Source organism: Massilia sp. UMI-21 (genome assembly GCA_015277795.1).
Taxonomy (GTDB): Bacteria; Pseudomonadota; Gammaproteobacteria; order Burkholderiales; family Burkholderiaceae_D; genus Telluria.
This window is the reverse complement of the sequence record CP063848.1, coordinates 2,131,860-2,148,464: the sequence shown is the minus strand read 5'-3', so window position 1 is coordinate 2,148,464 and position 16,605 is coordinate 2,131,860. Positions and strand designations below refer to the sequence as shown.

The window sequence follows — 16,605 nt, the reverse complement described above, 5'->3', positions numbered from 1 at the left end:
GAAGTCGCGCACAGCCGCGGTGCAGCGAGCTGTGCATTTTTGCACAACGGGGTGGGCGATTGTTGACTATCTAACCAAACCCAACCGAGGCACACTGCTGACCATGCGAAAACCTGAACGCATGCCGCTATCAAAAATTAGGAGACATCGATGCGTCTTACCAAGAACAAACTGAAGCTGCTGAACCCCGCCATCCAGTCCGCCGTGGCCCTGCTCGTCTTATCCAGCGGCAATGTAGCGTCCGCGCAGGAAGCCACCACCGCTCCGGTCATGGCCAATGCCGAAGAAGGCGTGAACAAGGTGGTCGTGACCGCCCGCCGCCGCGAAGAAAGCCTGCAGGACGTGCCGGTTTCCGTCACCGCCTTCAGCGCCGACCAGCTCTCGAAAGTCGCGACGCCGGACATCACCGCCCTCGCGACGGCCCTGCCGAACACCACCCTGAAGTCCTCGCGCGCCACCAACTCGACCCTGACCGCCTTCATCCGCGGCGTCGGCCAGGCCGACCCGCTGGCCGGCTTCGAATCGGGCGTCGGCATCTACATCGACGACATCTACCTGGCCCGCCCGCAAGGCGCCGTGGCCGACATCTACGACGTCGAACGCATCGAAGTGCTGCGCGGCCCGCAGGGCACGCTGTACGGCCGCAACACCATCGGCGGCGCCGTCAAGTACGTCACCCGCAAGCTGGGCCCGCGCCCCGAGGCGCGCCTGCGCGCCACCATCGGCGAGTATGGCCAGAAGGAACTCGTCGCCACCGCCAGCACCCCCGTTTCGGAAAGCGCGCGCATCGGCGGCACCTTCGCCCGTTTCAAGCGCGACGGCTTCGGCAAGAACCTCACCACCGGCGGCGAGAACTACGACAAGGATGTCACCGCGGCGCGCCTGTCGGCCGAGTTCACCCCGACCCGCGACCTGTTCATCCGCATCGCCGGCGACATCACCCAGGACGATTCCAGCCCCAGGAACGGCCACCGCCTGATCGTCGGCCGCACCAGCGGCGCCCCGATCCTGGGCAACGTGTTCGACACCCGCGCCAACCTGACCCAGGCCCTGGGCGAAGACCAGGAAGTGCGCGCGCACGGCGTCTCGGCGACCGTCGAATACACCCTCGACGACACCTGGAGCTTCAAGTCGATCACCGCCTCGCGCCGCGACAAGTCGTATGCACCGATCGACTTCGACTCGCTCGCGGCCACCGACTTCCATGTGCCGGCGCTGTACACCAACAAGCAGTTCAGCCAGGAATTCAACCTCACCTACACCGGCGAACGCCTGCAGGGCGTGGCTGGCGTCTACTACATCGACGCCAACGCCTTCAACAAGTTCGACACCATCCTGGGCGGCGCGGTCCCGACCTCGACCTACACCATGGGCGACGTCGACACCAAGGCCTGGGCAATCTATGCCGACGGCAGCTACAACGTCACCGACGCCTTCAGCGTCTCGCTGGGCGGCCGCTATACGGTCGACGAGCGCGAAGCCGAAGTGCTGCGCCAGATCTACTTCGGCGCGGGCGGCACCCCGGGCCTGAACAATCCCGGCGCGATCCTGTTCCGCACCGACACCGACCTGCGCGGCGGCCAGCTGCAGCGCAAGGACAAGAAATTCACGCCGCGCGTGGCCCTCAACTACAAGCTGAGCCAGGACCACAACGTGTACGCCTCGTATTCCGAAGGCTTCAAGGGCGGCGGCTTCGATCCGCGCCTGAACGTGGTCGGCACCCGCATTCCGCTGGCGGTGGCGCGCGCCGGTTATGCCCCGGAAACCATCGAGACCTACGAACTGGGCCTGAAATCGTCCTTCAACGGCGGCCGCATCACCACCAATGCGGCGGTGTTCTACAGCGACTACCAGGACGTGCAGATCCCGGGTTCGGTGGCGATCGACACCAACGGCGACGGCAAGGACGACAGCTTCGCCGGCGTCACCACCAACGCGGGCAAGGCCAAGATCAAGGGCGCCGAGCTGGAAGCCGTCGCCAACCTCACCCGGGACTTCATGGTCGCGGGCATGTACAGCTACATCGACGCCGAGTACAAGGAATACTTCGCGGCCGGCGTGAACGTGGCCAGCCAGCGCGTGTTCCAGAACACCCCGAGGAACTCGGCCAACCTGCGCTTCAACTACGACATCGCGATGCCGGTGATGGGCCACGGCGGCAAGCTGTCGCTGATCGGCAGCGCCTCGTACAAGGGCGCCACCGCCCAGTTCGAGACCCCGTCGATGCTGGACCAGGAGTCGTACAAGCTGTATGACGCGAGCATCGTCTGGACCCGTACCGACGGCAAGGTGCGCGTCGGCCTGCACGGCAAGAACCTGAGCGACAAGCACTACAAGACCGGCGGCTACCTGTTCCCGACCCTGGGCAACGAAGGCACCCTGACCGCGTTCTACGGCAACCCGCGCCAGGTCTCGGCAACGCTCGAGTACCGCTTCTAAGCGGGCTTCACGGCTCGGCCGCATCGCAGCCGGGCCTTCGGCACTCTCCGGCAGCATCCTCCTGGCTGGCGCCCTCCCGGCGCCGGCAGGGAGGGGTGCCGCCCACGCATCCATCACGGCACCGGCTGCGGCCGGCCGGAACGACTTACAGGATATCAGCCAGCGTGTCCACATTTACTCCAATCAGCTACACCAGCAGCGACGGGCTGGCGCTGTACGCACGCGACTATCCGGCCGCCAGCCCCGCGGCTGGCGCGGCCGGCGCCGCGGCGCCGCTGCCGGTGATCTGCATCCACGGCCTGACACGCAATTCGGCCGACTTCGACGAGCTCGCCCCGATCCTCGCCGCCATGGGCCGGCGCGTGATCGCGGTCGATGTGCGCGGGCGCGGCCAGTCGGCCCACGATCCGAATCCCGACAACTACAACCCGAACGTCTACGCCGCCGACATCGTGAAGCTGATGGACGACCTGGGGCTGCCGCGCGCGGTCTTCGTCGGCACCTCGATGGGCGGCCTGATCACCATGACCCTGGCGGCGCGCCGGCTCGACCTGATCGCCGCCGCCATCATCAACGACATCGGCCCGGTGATGTCGGTGCGCGGCCTGCGGCGCATCGCCGGCTATGCGGGCCGCTGCAACGCGGTCGGTTCCTGGAACGAGGCCGCCGACTACCTGCGCGACATCAATGCCTGCGCCTTCCCGGCCAATTCGGGCGAGGAATGGGCCAAGTGGGCGCGCCGCGCCTTCGAACAGAAGGATGACGGACAGCTGGCACTGCGTTACGATCCGCATATCGCGACCGCGATCCAGACGGGTAAACTGCGTCCGACCTCGCTGGCGGCGCGCATGGCCTTCCGCCGGCTGGCGCGGCGCCGCCCTACCCTGCTGGTGCGCGGCGCGCTGTCCGACCTGCTCGAGCAGGAACAGGCCGACTGGATGCGCAAGGCGGCACCCGAATTGCAGTACGCGGAAGTGCCGAACGTCGGCCACGCGCCCATGCTCACCGAACCGGAAGCGCTCGGCGCGATCCGCGCTTTCCTGGCCAAGCTACCGTAAAGAGACATTCAAGGAGACTAGCATGCACCACCTGATCAAACCCCTGTCCATCGCCGTGATCGCGGCATTCGCGGCCGGCGCCGCCCCCACCGTGTACGCGCAGGGCAAGGACCTGAAGATCGCCCTCATCGCCGGCAAGACCGGCCCGCTCGAAGCCTACGCCAAGGAGACCGAGACCGGGTTCATGATGGGCCTCGAATACCTGACCAATGGCACCATGCAGATCAACGGCCGGAAGATCAAGGTCATCGTCAAGGACGACCAGTCCAAGCCGGACCTGGGCCGTACCCTGCTGGCCGAAGCCTACGGCGACGACAAGGTCGACATCGCGGTCGGCACTACCTCGTCCGGCTCGGCGATCGCCATGCTGCCGGTGGCCAAGGAATACAAGAAAGTGCTGATCGTGGAACCGGCCGTGGCCGACGCGATCACCCAGGAAAAGTGGAACAAGTACATCTTCCGTACCGCGCGCAGTTCAATGCAGGACGCCTTGGCCGCGGCCAGCACCTTCAAGAGCGGCAGCGTCGGCTTCCTGGCGCAGGACTACGCGTTCGGGCGCGACGCCATCGAAGCGGGCAAGGAAGCGCTCAAGACCACCGGCAGCAAGGCCGTGGTCGTGCATGAGGAATACGCGCCGGCCACCGCCACCGATTTCACCGCGCCGGCCCAGCGCCTGTTCGACAAGCTCAAGGACAAGCCGCAGCCGCGCGTGCTCCAGATCGTCTGGGCCGGCCCCAACCCGATGAACAAGATCGCCGACATGAAGCCGGAACGCTTCGGCATCGCGCTGGCCCCGGGCGGCAACATCCTGCCGGTGATGAAGACCTGGAAGAATTTCGCCGGCACCGAAGGCACGATCTATTACTACTACGGCTTCCCGCGCAACAAGATGAACGACTGGCTGGTGGCCGAGCACACCAAGCGCTTCAAGATGCCGCCCGATATGTTCACCGCCGGCGGCATGGCGGCGGCCGGCGCGGTCCACGCGGCGCTGTCGAAGGCGCCGAATGCGAAGAACGGCGACGAACTGGTGGTGGCGATGGAGGGCATGCGCTTCGAGACCCCGAAAGGAACGATGAGCTTCCGCAAGGAAGATCACCAGGCGCTCCAGCCGATGTACCACTTCCGCATCAAGAAGGACCAGAAGCACGAGTGGGACCTGCTGGAACTGGTGCGCGAGATCCCGGCATCCGAACTGCCGCTGCCGGTGCGGAACAAGCGCTGACATGGGTGCGCCAGCAAGCCAGCCCGCAGTCCGGCCGTCCCTGTCCACCCGCGACCTGACGATCCGCTTCGGCGGCCACGTCGCGGTGAACGCGGTGACGGCGGACTTCTACCCCGGCACCCTGACCGTCATCGTCGGCCCCAACGGGGCCGGCAAGACCACCTACTTCAACCTGGTGTCGGGCCAGTTGCCGGCCAGCTCGGGCAGCGTGTTCGTGAACGGACAGGACATCACCCGCGCCGGGGCCGCGCAGCGTACCCGCCTCGGGATCGGCCGCGCCTTCCAGCTGACCAACCTGTTCCCCAACCTGACGGTGGCGGAGAACGTGCGGCTGGCGGTGCAGAGCCGCGCCGGCCTGGGCCTGAACTTCTTCTCGGTCTGGTCGAGCCACCGCAAACTGATCGCGCGCGCCGAGCACTACCTGGAACGCGTGGCCCTTGCCGGGCGCCGCGACGCCTGGGTGCGCACGCTGTCGCACGGCGACCAGCGCAAGCTGGAAGTCGCCATCCTGCTGGCGCTGGAGCCGGACATCATGATGTTCGACGAACCGACCGCCGGCATGAGCGTGGACGAGGTGCCAGTGGTGCTCGACCTGATCCATTCGGTGAAGTCCGAGCGCAACAAGACCGTGCTGCTGGTCGAGCACAAGATGGACGTGGTGCGCGCGCTGGCCGACCGCATCGTCGTGCTGCACAACGGCACCCTGGTCGCGGACGGCAAGCCCGCGGAAGTCATGCAATCGAAGATCGTACAGGAAGCCTATCTTGGAACACCAGAAACCGCAGAGGCCTGACGCGCCTGCCGAGCCACTGCTCACGCTCGAGGGAGTCCACACCCACATCGGCCAGTACCACATTTTGCAGGGCGTGGACCTGGCGGTGCCGCGCGGCGGCCTGTCGGTCCTGCTGGGCCGCAACGGCGCCGGCAAGACCACCACCCTGCGCACCATCATGGGCCTGTGGAAGGCCAGCGCCGGCTCGATCACCTTCGACGGCCGCGACATCACGAAGATGGCCACGCCCGACATCGCGCGCCTGGGCATTGCCTACGTCCCGGAAAGCATGGCCGTGTTCTCGGAACTGACCGTGCGCGAGAACCTGTATCTCGCGGCCCGCGACGGTCCGCTCGACGACGCCCGTGTCGACTGGATCTGCGGCTTCTTCCCGGCCCTGAAGAAATTCTGGAACTACCCGGCCGGCAACCTGTCCGGCGGGCAGAAGCAGATGGTGGCGATCGCCCGCGCGATCGTCGAGCCGAGGAAGCTGCTGCTGGTGGACGAACCGACCAAGGGCCTGGCCCCGGCCATCGTCGCCAGCCTGATGGCCGCCTTCCGCGAACTGAAGGACACCAGCACCAGCATCCTGCTGGTCGAGCAGAACTTCAATTTCGTGCGCACGCTCGGCGATACGGTGGGCGTGATGGACGACGGACGGGTGGTGCACGCCGGATCGATGCCGGCGCTGGCCGGCGACGAAGAACTGCAGCAGCGTTTGCTCGGGCTTTCGCTCGACTCCCACCAATGAGCTCACCAATCAGCACACCAATAGGAACACGTGTATGAGTGCAACCCTCCCCCTTGCCAAGCAGGACACGCCGCTCCAGGCTGACGCGCCCTTGCCGAAGGCGCCGCGCGACATCGCGCCGCTGCTGCTGGTGCCGGCGCTGATGCTGGCCATGCTGCCGCTGATCGGCAGCTTTCCCACCTGGCTCACCTTGACCGTCGCCGGCCTGGCGATGGGCATGATGATCTTCATCATGGCCAGCGGCCTGACCCTCGTGTTCGGCCTGATGAGCGTGCTGAACTTCGGCCACGGCGCCTTCGTGTCGGTCGGCGCCTTCTCGGCCACCCTGGTGCTGCTGCCGATGCAGGGCTGGCTGGAGATGGATTCGCTGGCGGTCAACCTGGGCGTACTGGCGCTCGCCATCACGGTCGCGATGCTCGTCACCGGCCTGCTGGGCTGGGCCTTCGAGCGCGTGATCATCATGCCGGTCTACGGCCAGCACCTGAAGCAGATCCTGATCACCATGGGCGGCATGATCGTGGCCGAGCAGCTGATCCACGTGATCTGGGGCGCCGAGACCATCGCCCTGCCGCTGCCGACCGCGCTGCGCGGCGCCATCTTCCTGGGCGACGCCGCGATCGAGAAATACCGCCTGGTCGCGGTGGTCGTCGGCCTGGTCGTCTTCGTGGGCATGTTCCTGACCCTGAACCGCACCAAGATCGGGCTGCTCATCCGCGCCGGGGTCGAGAACGGCGAAATGGTCGAAGCGCTCGGCTACCGCATCAAGCGCCTGTTCGTGACCGTGTTCGCGGCCGGCTCCGCGCTGGCCGGCATGGGCGGCGTGCTGTGGGGCCTGTACAAGGAAACCCTGAACGCCGCGATGGGCGGCGAGATCATGGTCATGATCTTCATCGTCATCATCATCGGCGGCCTCGGTTCGGTGGGCGGCTGCTTCATCGGCGCGCTCCTGATGGCGCTGGTGGCGAACTATGCCGGCTTCCTGGCGCCGAAGGTCGCACTGGTCTCGAACATCATCCTGATGATCGCGATCCTGCTGTGGCGCCCGGCCGGCCTGTACGCGAAGACGAGGGGGTGAACCAGATGCTGCACCGACTTCTCTCCGCCGACATGCCGCGCAGCCGCCTGCTGTCGGCCGTGCTCCTGACGATCCTGCTGGGCCTGGCCCTGGCGCCCTTCCTGTTCTCGGGCGCGCGCCCGCTCAACACCGCCGCCACGATCTGCGTCTACATCGTGCTGGTCGCTTCCTACGACTTGCTGCTGGGCTATACGGGCATCGTCTCCTTCGCGCACACCATGTTCTACGGGATCGGCGCCTATGGCATCGGCCTCGGCCTGGCGCGCGTCGACGAGGCGAGCTGGAGCGCGGCGCTGGGCGGCCTCGGCATCGCCCTGCTGGTCGCGCTGCTGCTGGCCCTGGTGGTCGGCCTGTTCGCCCTGCGCGTGCGCGCCATCTTCTACGCCATGATCACGCTCGCGGTCGCCTCTTCCTTCGCGGTGCTGGCCTCGCAGCTGTCCGACTTCACCGGCGGCGAGGACGGCATCACCTTCAGCGTGCCGGAAGTGCTCACGCCCGGCTTCACCCTGATGGAAAACGAGGTGTTCGGGCGCAGCATCGACGGCAGGCTGCTCACCTACTACCTGGTGTTCTTCGGGTCCCTGGTACTGTTCCTGTTCCTGTTGCGCCTGGTGAACTCGCCCTTCGGCCGGGTGCTGCAGGCGATCCGCGAGAACGAGTTCCGCGCCGAGGCGCTGGGCTATCGCACCATGGTCTACCGCATCTGGGCCAACTGCCTGGCGGCCCTGGTGGCGGCCCTGGCCGGCGCCCTGATGGCGCTGTGGCTGCGCTATGTCGGCCCCAAGACCTCGCTCGGCTTCGAGGTGATGACCGACATCCTCCTGATCGTGGTCATCGGCGGCATGGGCACGATGTACGGCGCGGTCGTGGGCGCGACCTTGTTCATCATCGCGCAGAACTACCTGAAAGAGCTGATGGGCGTCGCATCAACGGCGCTGGAAGGGGTGCCGCTGCTGGCCGCGGCCCTGCATCCGGACCGCTGGATGCTGTGGCTGGGCGTGCTGTTCATCCTGTCGATCTATTTCTTCCCGATCGGCATTGTCGGCAAGCTGCGCTTGAGAAGCTTCCTGGCGCGACAGAAGTAGCGTCTCCCCCCGCTTCGCGGGCAAGCCTGCCCCGCAGTATCGACGGCCTCCCATCGCGGAGGCCGTTTTCCTTGGCGCAGTTCGCGTTCGCGATGGATGAGGCCTGAACTGCTGAGTTCCTCCATGGTCGAACACCTGTCTCCGTCGACAGGAAGCGGCCGTGAAAACACCCGGCTTCATGTGGCCAGCGACGCCAACGCTGCATTCCGGGCGTTTTCGCGCAAACATGGCATCGCCCATCGGGCGGTCAGGCTGCGCGCGGGCGTGTGGGTGCGCCGCCACGCCGGCGCCCTCCACGTCCAGGACGTCAAGGCCTTGCATCAGCGCCTGCGCGACTGGCTGGCCCGCTTTCGCGGCGTGGCATCGCGCTACCTGCCGCATTACCTGGGCTGGCACCGGGTGCTCGACGGCGCACCGGCAATTGCCGCGGAACAGTTCTTGCGCATCGCGATCGGCCTCATCAACAGATCACGGAGACAGCGCCTTCTCTTATGCCTGATGTGGTTCCCTCTCCGCGCTTGAGGCAGGCCGAGCGGCTGCGCCCGTGTCTTAGCTGAACATCAATATTCCTTATCTTCTTGCTCATACCATAAAGACAATATGGCCTCGTCGTCAGCCAGCGCGAGCGGACCACCATCCATCTGGCTCTGTATGAAAGGGGAATCATGAAACGACTTTTCTCACTTGCCGGCGCGGCCCTGGTCGCGGTGGCCACGTGGGCGCCAGTCAACAGCCATGCAGCCGGCGTCGTCGTGCTCGATGAAGGCTTCGGCAGCGTGTCGGGCCTGTCCGGCTGGGCGCAGGTCAACCGCAGCATTCCACCCGGTACCGGATGGTTCCAGGGCAATCCCGGCGTCTTCGGCGCCCAGGCCGGCGCGCCCGATTCCTATGCCGCGGCCAACTACCTCGGCGCCGCCAGCGGCATGGGCATGGTGGACAACTGGCTGATCACCCCGACCCTCGCGCTCAATGGCCTCACCACGCTCTCCTTCTTCACCAACCGCGCCGGCGACCCCGGCTTCTTCGACCAGCTCGAAGTGCGTTTCGGCTATGGCAGCGGCACCAGTGCCGATGGATTCGACACCCTGCTGCTGACCATCGGCGGCGAGGGCGAGTTTCCCGCCCAGTGGGCGCAATGGACGACGAGCCTGGATGTCCAAGGTGAAGGGCGCTTCGCTTTCCGCTACCTCGGCGACGCCGCCACGCTCGACTACATCGGGCTCGACAGCGTGAAGGTGGTGACGGCCGTGCCCGAAGCCTCGACCTACCTGATGCTGCTGGCCGGTCTCGGTGCGGTCGGTGTCCATGCCCGGCGCGCGCGCAAGGGCCCGCGTCCGCTGTCGTCCCGATAGGCGCGCACCTTACCGTTTCCGGAGATTCCCATGTTCAGACCCAACTTGATATCCGTCCTGTCGCTCGCGGTACTGGCCTTCCCCGCCGCCGCCCAGCAGGCCCAGCCAGCCCAGCCAGCCCAGCCAGCCCATGGCCAGCAGGGCATGGTGGTGGTGCGCGATGCCGATACCGGCGAACTGCGTGCCCCGACCCCGCTTGAGGCCCGCGCCCTCCACCCGCGCACCAACGCGTCGGCGGCAGCCGCCGGCGCCCCTGCGCCCAAGATGCTCACGGGCCCCGGCGGCCGCCGTTCGGTCCGGCTCGGCGAGAGCCAGATGACGTATTCGGTCGTGACGCGCGACGCGGACGGCAAGCTCGCCGAGCAGTGTGTCCATGGAGCCCATGCGGCCGAAGGCGCGGTCGCAGGCGCGGCCGGCAGCGCCCCGGCTGCCGCCACCAAGCCAGAGGAGCACCACCATGACGGCCGCTAAGCTCACCGTACTGCTGCGCCAGGTCGCGGCCACCCTGACCTGTGCGCTGGCTGCCGCGCTCGCCGGCGCCGGCGCCGCGCAAGCCGCCGCCACCGTCGTCATCGTCAACCAGAACGCGCCCGGCGAAGGCTTCAACGACCCGACCCCGGCCGACCCGGTCGGCGGCAACACCGGCACCACGCTGGGTGCGCAACGCCTGATCGCGTTCCAGCGCGCCGCCTCGATCTGGGGCGCCACGCTCGACAGCAACGTGACCATCCGTGTCGGCGCGGCATTCGTGCCCCTGTCCTGCACCGCCAACGGCGCGGTCCTGGGCGCCGCCGGCGCCTACGAGATCTGGACCGATTTCCCGAACGCTCCGCGGGCCAACACCTGGTACCCGTCGGCACTGGCAAGCAAGCTGGCCGGCGAAGACCTGACCACGCCGGAAGATCCGCACATCATCGCGCGCTTCAATTCGCGCCTTGGCCTGTTCGACGATTGCCTGCCCGGCTCGCCCTTCTACCTGGGCCTGGACAGGCGCCCCGACGGGCAGATCGACCTGGTCACGGTGCTGCTGCACGAAATGGCGCACGGACTCGGCTTCCAGACCTTTACCGACGACGAAACGGGCGAGCAGTTCTTCGGCATTCCCTCGGTATGGGATTACTTCCTGGTGAACAACCGTACCAATATGCCATGGGTAAGCATGACCGACGAGCAGCGCCGAATCTCCGCGATCACCTGGCGGGGCCTGTCCTGGAACGGGCCCAACGTGACTGCCGCGGTGCCGGGCGTGCTGGCGCCGCGCACCAACCTCAACATCGGGGGGGCCAACGCCGGCGCCGCCGCAGGCGACTATTACGTGGGCGACGCATCCTTCGGCCCGCCGGTGAGCGCCAGCCCCGTGAGCGGCCAGCTGATGCCGGTGGTCGACCAGCCAAACGGGACCGGGCTCGCCTGCACGCCGCTCGACGCCGCCAACACACTCGCGGTGCGCAACAACATCGCCCTGGTGGACCGCGGGACCTGCGATTTCGTCACCAAGGCGCGCAACGTGCAGGAAGCCGGCGCCATCGGCATGCTGGTGGTGGACAATGTGCCCGGTGACGTCGTCGGCCTGAGCGGTTCGGACCCGAGCATCAGCATCCCGTCCCTGCGCATCACCCTGTCCGACGGGGTGGCCATCAAGGCCGCGCTGCTGCAACGTTCGCGGACCAGGTCGGGCGTCATCGCCAGCTTCACCCTCGACCGCACCCGGCTGGCCGGCACCGACCGGCAACGGCGGATCCTGATGTACACCCCCAGCATCAATGCGCCCGGTTCGTCGGTGTCGCACTACACCACCGAAGCCAAGCCGAACCAGCTGATGGAGCCGTCCATCAACGCCGACCTGCAGCACGTGGTCAAGCCGCCGCGCGACCTGACCTTCCCGCTGCTGCGCGACATCGGCTGGTAAGCAGACCCGCAGGCAACAAAAAAGCCGGCGTTCCCCCTGAGGAACGCCGGCTTTTTCGCAGACAGCGAAATCTTAGCCCTGGGCCTTGCGCTTGAACGCTTCGACGCCGCCCGTGATCTCGGCCTTGGCGGCTTCGGCATCGGCCCAGCCTTCGATCTTGACCCACTTGCCCGGCTCCAGGTCCTTGTAGTGCTCGAAGAAGTGCTGGATCTGCTGCAGGCGCAGTTCTTCCAGGTCGTCCAGCTTCTGGATCTTCTTGTACATCGGCAGCACCTTCTCGACCGGCACCGCGATGACCTTGGCATCGCCGCCGCCGTCGTCGGTCATCTTCAGCACGCCCAGCGCGCGGCAGCGCACCACCACGCCCGGCGGCAGCGGGAACGGGGTGATCACGAGCACGTCGCACGGATCGCCGTCATCGGCGATGGTCTGCGGCACGTAGCCGTAGTTGCACGGATAGTGCATGGCGGTACCCATGAAACGGTCGACGAAGATCGCGCCGCTGTCCTTGTCGACCTCGTACTTGACCGGGTCGGCGTTCATCGGGATCTCGATGATGACGTTGAAGTCGTTCGGCACGTCTTTGCCGGCTGGGACGTTATTCAGGCTCATGGAATTCCTTGGTTGCTGAAGTTTCAATAAAGTGCGTCATTATAGCGAAACCGGCAAGCGGATGGCGCGTCAGGCAGTGGATCCGCCCTCGCCTGCCAACGACAGGCGTGAGTCAGAGAACGCTTGCAAGCGCGCACTGCCGGTAGTGATTCGCGGCTTCCTGCTCCTGCCCCAGCGCTTCGTGCATCTGGGCCAGCTTGAGGTGCGCCTCGCGCACCATCGCGGCCTCGGTCGCCTCCGACAGCGCCTGCTCCAGGTAGCGCTGGGCCTTGCCCCACAATTTCTGCTTGAGGCAGAGCGAACCCAGGGTCAGGGCCAGCTCGGCGTCCAGCGGGCGCTCCTTCAGCCAGGCTTCGCAATGCTCGATCTGGGCCAGCAGCGTCGGCGAACCGGCGGGGCCGGCGGCCTCGCGGTAGGCCCGCATCACGCGCTCGTCCCAGTTCGCCTTGAGCGCTTCCTCGGCGATGGCGCGCGCCTCGTCGTGCAGGCCGCGCGCATTGAAGGCGCCGGCGGCGCGTGCCGCGATGTAGGGAATCTGGCGGTCGGCCGGCGGCACGCCGGCCCAGACGCGGCGGATCGATTCGGCATCGTGGCCCTGCTCGCCCAGCAGCGCTTCGTAGGACAGTTCGCGCAGGCGGCTCGAGAGTGCCGGATGCAGGGCCTTGCGCTTGTCGAGGATGCGCACCAGGCGCAGCACTTCCGGCCAGTTGCGGGCCTGCTGGTGGGCCTTCATCGACCATTGCAGCGCATGGATGTGGCGCTGGCCGCTGGCATTCAGTTCGGCGACGGCCTCGAGCGCGGCTTCGGGCTGGTGGTCGTCGACCAGCAGCTCGGTCACCGTCATCAGGCGCGCGGTCTTGAGCGCATTGTCGTGGGCGATCCCGGCCAGCCAGGCATCGCGCCTGCCCGGCTCGCGCATGCGGTGCGCGGCGCGGGCGCCGATCAGGGCCGCGAGGCCGGCGTTCTCGGGCAGCTCGGCGGCGCGCATGGCGGCCTTCTCGGCGTGGCCGAAGCGTCCTTCGAACAAGGCCTTGAGCGCGTCGCGCAAGCCCTTGTTGCCTTCGCGCTCGCGCTTGCGCTGGCGGTAGGCGGCCACGCGCTGGGGCATCTTGAGGGTGGACTTGAGTGCCCGCACCAGGCCGTACACGACCAGGAACAGCAGCACCAGCAGCACCACGAACAGGTTGAGCGACATGTCGAGCCGGTGCGGCGGGTAGAACAGCACCACGTTGCCCGGATTGAAGCGCGCCGTCACGGCGATGCCGATGGCCGTGGCCATCAGGGCGACTAACCAGAGAAGGAGCCGCATCTTATTGCTTCGCCTTGTAGTTGCGCACCGCGTTCAGGCTCTCGGACAGCGTCGGCATCTCGATCGTCAGGTCGTTCGACTGCACCTGGCGCAGCGCCGCCTGGGCCGCCTGGGTGGCGCGGGCACGGGTATCGAAATACTTGAGCAGGATCGCCTGCGCGCTCTCGAGATCGTCGCGGAAGGCGGTCTCGTTGCGCGACAGCAGGGCCAGGCGCGCGTTCAGCAGGCGCAGCTTGAGGTTTTCGCGCACGAAGAAGGACTCGGTGGGCGAGAGCATCAGGGCTTCGGGCGTATCGACGCTGCGCACGCGCACCAGCTGGCGCACGTCGTCCCACATCTCCTGGATCCAGTTGCGCCAGGTCTGGGTCATGCGCTGGCCCAGGCTCAACGGTTCGGAAGGCTGGGCCGGCGCCGTGGCGTTCTTGCGCGTGCTGCGTACCGGCGCCGCCGGCAGCAGCGGTTTTTCGTCGGACAGCATCGGCAGCGTGTCGACCTGGGCAATGACGTTGTCCAGGCGCAGCGCGACGCCGGCCAGGTCGACCGCCGGCATCGCCTTCAGGCGCTCGATGTCGGCGCCGATCGCGCGGCGGATGTTCAGGAATTGCGGCTTGTCCGAGCGGCCCAGCGAGCGATCGGCGTTCTGCAGGGCGATCAGGGCGCCCGGCACGTTGCCGGCCAGCTGCAGCTGCTGGCTGGCGGTGCTCAGCACCTGCTCGATCTCGGTCAGCGCCCATTCGTCGCGGTTCTTCGACAGGTCCTGGTAGAGCTGCTCCAGCGCCAGCTGCTGGGTCTGGGCTTCCGACTGGCGGCTTTCCAGGACGCCGACCTTGATCTGCAGCTCCTTGGCGGTGTCCGCCACGTCGCGCGCCAGCGCCGCGGTCTCGGCGTTGACGGCATTGCCCTTGGCCAGGCTTTGCGCCATGTCGCGGCGCAGCGTGTTGATGCGGCTGTGCGTCGTGACGGTCTGCACCGCCAGCAGCACGGCAAGGACAGTCACCGCCAGCGGCAGCGGACGCAGCAAGGCCTGCTGCAGGCCCTGGCCGGTCGGGGCGCGCGGCGGCGTCGTCTGGACGGCGACGCTGGCCGACGGGGTCGGTTCCGGATTGTTTGCTTGTTCGTTCATTCTAGGATTGTAATCCAGCAAGTCATACAGCAGAAGTCAGGCAGGCGCAGTCATGCCGGAGACAGGGCTGCCAGCAAGCGCGCGTCCCCGGATCCCGTCAGCGTCACCTGGGTGCAGCCCAGCGCGCGCGCCGTCTCGGCGATGCGGGCGTGGGGGACGATCAGGTGCTGCCGGTGCAGGCGCGCCAGTCCGGTCTCCGGGTCGAGCTGCCCCGCCAGGGCGGCCAGGCCGCGCAGCGCTTCCGAGCTCGTGATTATCCAGTCGTTTGGCTGCGCCAGCAAGGCGGACAGTTCGGCCGCCAGCGCATCGCTCAGGGCCGGCACGCTGCGGCGGTAGGCTGCGACGGTCTCGACCAGGGCGCCGGCGGCGCGCAAGGTGTCGGCCATCAGCTCGCGCCCGCTTTCGCCGCGGACGATCAGCACGCGGCGCCCGGCATAGGCGGCCAGGTCGAGGCTGGCCAGCAGGTGTTCGGAATCGCTTGCGCCCGGGTCTGGCGGACAATGGATGAGGGCGTTTCCGGGGTGGACGCCATGGCGCGCCAGCGCCGCCCGGCTGCCCTCCCCGACCACGCCGATCGGCACGCCGGCCGGCCAGCCGTCCAGGTGGCCGAGGTGCTGGAACGCGGCATCGACCGCGTTCGGCGACACGAAGGCGACCAGCGCATAGGCCGGCAGCACGGCCAGCGCGGCCCGCAGCGCCGCCGGATCGGCGAGCGGCGCGATCTCGAGCAGGGGCAGCACCACGGCGCGGCGCCCGAGTGCGCCGACCGCCTGCGCCAGGGCCTGGGCCTGGGCGCGCGGCCGGGTGATGACGACGGCCCGCTCAGGCATCCTGGCCAGGCGTGCTGTCCGGCGCGGGCGCAGCGTCGGCGGCGGTGTCCAGCGCGGCCTCCTGCTTGCACGCCTCCAGGATCGCGTGGGCGTCCTGGTCTTCCAGCAGGATCGCCACCTGTTCGCCGAGGAACTCCGGATGCTCCCACGAACCCGCCACTTCGGCCTGCGCGGTACGCCGGCCGTCCGGGGTCGCGACCATGGCGCGCAGGCGCATGGCCGAGCCGCTCACGGTGGCGAAGGCCGCCAGCGGGATCTGGCAGCTGCCGCCGAAGATCTTCGAGACCTTGCGCTCGGCCGCCACGGCGCGCGCGGTGGCGTCGTGGTTCAGCGGCGCCAGCAGGGCGCGCAGGTCGACGCCGTCGCTGCGTGGCGCGCTGCCGATCTCGATCGCCATCGCGCCCTGTCCGGCCGCCGGCAGGCTGTCCTCGGGTTCGAGCAGCGCACGGATGCGCCCCGGCAGGCCGAGGCGCTTGAGGCCGGCCGCCGCCAGGATGATGGCGGCGTACTCGCCGCGGTCCAGCTTGCCCAGGCGGGTATCGAGGTTGCCGCGCAGCGGTTTCACCACCAGCTGCGGATAGCGCACCGCGATCAGGGCCTGGCGACGCAGGCTGCTGGTGCCGACGACCGCGCCCGGCGGCAACTCGGCCAGGCTGGCGTAGTCGTTCGACACGAAGGCGTCGCGCGGGTCTTCGCGCTCGAGCACGGCGGCCAGCTCGAAGCCTTCCGGCAAGTCCATCGGCACATCCTTGAGCGAATGCACGGCCAGGTCGGCGCGGCCTTCGGCCATCGCCACTTCCAGTTCCTTGACGAACAGGCCCTTGCCGCCTACTTTTGATAAGGCACGGTCGAGGATCTGGTCGCCCCGTGTTGTCATTCCAAGAATTTCGACGCTGCACTGCGGATATAATGCAGCGAGACGATCGCGCACATGCTCCGCCTGCCACATGGCCAGGCGGCTCTCGCGGGATGCGATAATAAGCTTTTGAGGCGTCAGCTTCGCGGGCGCTTCCTGCGCCGATTCATTTGCTTTCAACACGGTTTCTTTCACTGTCGTCGGGCCTA

At 67.5% G+C, this 16,605-nt stretch carries 16 protein-coding genes; 11 read left to right on the top strand and 5 right to left on the bottom strand.

Going from position 1 to position 16,605, the window contains the following annotated elements; genetic code table 11:
- Positions 1-150: 150 nt before the first annotated feature.
- From IM543_09570 to IM543_09520, 11 genes are all read left to right on the top strand, one after another.
- On the top strand, positions 151-2,439 hold the full coding sequence (locus IM543_09570) for a TonB-dependent receptor (GenBank protein ID QOY96050.1): 2,289 nt from the start codon (positions 151-153) through the stop codon (positions 2,437-2,439).
- Positions 2,440-2,603: 164 nt separating this feature from the next.
- A complete protein-coding gene (locus tag IM543_09565) occupies positions 2,604-3,497 on the top strand; it encodes an alpha/beta hydrolase (protein ID QOY96049.1) in 894 nt (297 codons plus the stop codon).
- A gap of 22 nt (positions 3,498-3,519) precedes the next feature.
- Positions 3,520-4,722, top strand: coding sequence for a substrate-binding domain-containing protein (locus IM543_09560; GenBank protein QOY96048.1), 1,203 nt, complete (start codon positions 3,520-3,522; stop codon positions 4,720-4,722).
- Between the two features lies 1 nt (position 4,723).
- Complete coding sequence (locus tag IM543_09555) at positions 4,724-5,515, top strand: ABC transporter ATP-binding protein (protein ID QOY96047.1); 792 nt, start codon at positions 4,724-4,726, stop codon at positions 5,513-5,515.
- Entirely contained in the window at positions 5,487-6,245 is a 759-nt protein-coding gene (locus tag IM543_09550; GenBank protein ID QOY96046.1) for an ABC transporter ATP-binding protein, read from the top strand. Before IM543_09555 ends, IM543_09550 begins: the two co-directional genes overlap by 29 nt.
- A gap of 34 nt (positions 6,246-6,279) precedes the next feature.
- Positions 6,280-7,320, top strand: coding sequence for a branched-chain amino acid ABC transporter permease (locus tag IM543_09545; GenBank protein QOY96045.1), 1,041 nt, complete (start codon positions 6,280-6,282; stop codon positions 7,318-7,320).
- Between the two features lie 5 nt (positions 7,321-7,325).
- Positions 7,326-8,405, top strand: a complete 1,080-nt coding sequence (locus tag IM543_09540; protein ID QOY96044.1) for a branched-chain amino acid ABC transporter permease — start codon at positions 7,326-7,328, stop codon at positions 8,403-8,405.
- Between the two features lie 123 nt (positions 8,406-8,528).
- Positions 8,529-8,927 carry a hypothetical protein gene (locus IM543_09535; GenBank protein QOY96043.1) on the top strand — a complete coding sequence of 133 codons (399 nt, stop codon included), beginning with the start codon at positions 8,529-8,531 and terminating at the stop codon, positions 8,925-8,927.
- Between the two features lie 143 nt (positions 8,928-9,070).
- Positions 9,071-9,757 carry a choice-of-anchor J domain-containing protein gene (locus tag IM543_09530; GenBank protein QOY96042.1) on the top strand — a complete coding sequence of 229 codons (687 nt, stop codon included), beginning with the start codon at positions 9,071-9,073 and terminating at the stop codon, positions 9,755-9,757.
- A 30-nt stretch (positions 9,758-9,787) separates the two neighbouring features.
- Positions 9,788-10,228 carry a hypothetical protein gene (locus IM543_09525; GenBank protein ID QOY96041.1) on the top strand — a complete coding sequence of 147 codons (441 nt, stop codon included), beginning with the start codon at positions 9,788-9,790 and terminating at the stop codon, positions 10,226-10,228.
- Positions 10,215-11,666, top strand: a complete 1,452-nt coding sequence (locus IM543_09520; protein ID QOY96040.1) for a peptidase — start codon at positions 10,215-10,217, stop codon at positions 11,664-11,666. Before IM543_09525 ends, IM543_09520 begins: the two co-directional genes overlap by 14 nt.
- Before the next feature lie 72 nt (positions 11,667-11,738).
- Here IM543_09520 and ppa read toward each other — a convergent pair whose 3' ends face one another.
- The 5 genes from ppa to hemC all read right to left on the bottom strand — a co-directional run bounded on the left by ppa (position 11,739) and on the right by hemC (position 16,537).
- On the bottom strand, positions 11,739-12,278 hold the full coding sequence (gene ppa, locus IM543_09515) for an inorganic diphosphatase (protein QOY96039.1): 540 nt from the start codon (positions 12,276-12,278) through the stop codon (positions 11,739-11,741).
- Between the two features lie 112 nt (positions 12,279-12,390).
- A complete protein-coding gene (locus tag IM543_09510) occupies positions 12,391-13,587 on the bottom strand; it encodes a heme biosynthesis protein HemY (GenBank protein QOY96038.1) in 1,197 nt (398 codons plus the stop codon).
- 1 nt (position 13,588) lies between these two features.
- Positions 13,589-14,710, bottom strand: a complete 1,122-nt coding sequence (locus IM543_09505) for a uroporphyrinogen-III C-methyltransferase (GenBank protein QOY96037.1) — start codon at positions 14,708-14,710, stop codon at positions 13,589-13,591.
- A 50-nt stretch (positions 14,711-14,760) separates the two neighbouring features.
- Positions 14,761-15,540, bottom strand: coding sequence for a uroporphyrinogen-III synthase (locus IM543_09500; GenBank protein QOY96036.1), 780 nt, complete (start codon positions 15,538-15,540; stop codon positions 14,761-14,763).
- Positions 15,533-16,537 carry a hydroxymethylbilane synthase gene (gene hemC / locus IM543_09495; protein ID QOY96601.1) on the bottom strand — a complete coding sequence of 335 codons (1,005 nt, stop codon included), beginning with the start codon at positions 16,535-16,537 and terminating at the stop codon, positions 15,533-15,535. The genes IM543_09500 and hemC overlap by 8 nt, the downstream gene beginning before the upstream one ends.
- Positions 16,538-16,605: the final 68 nt, after the last annotated feature.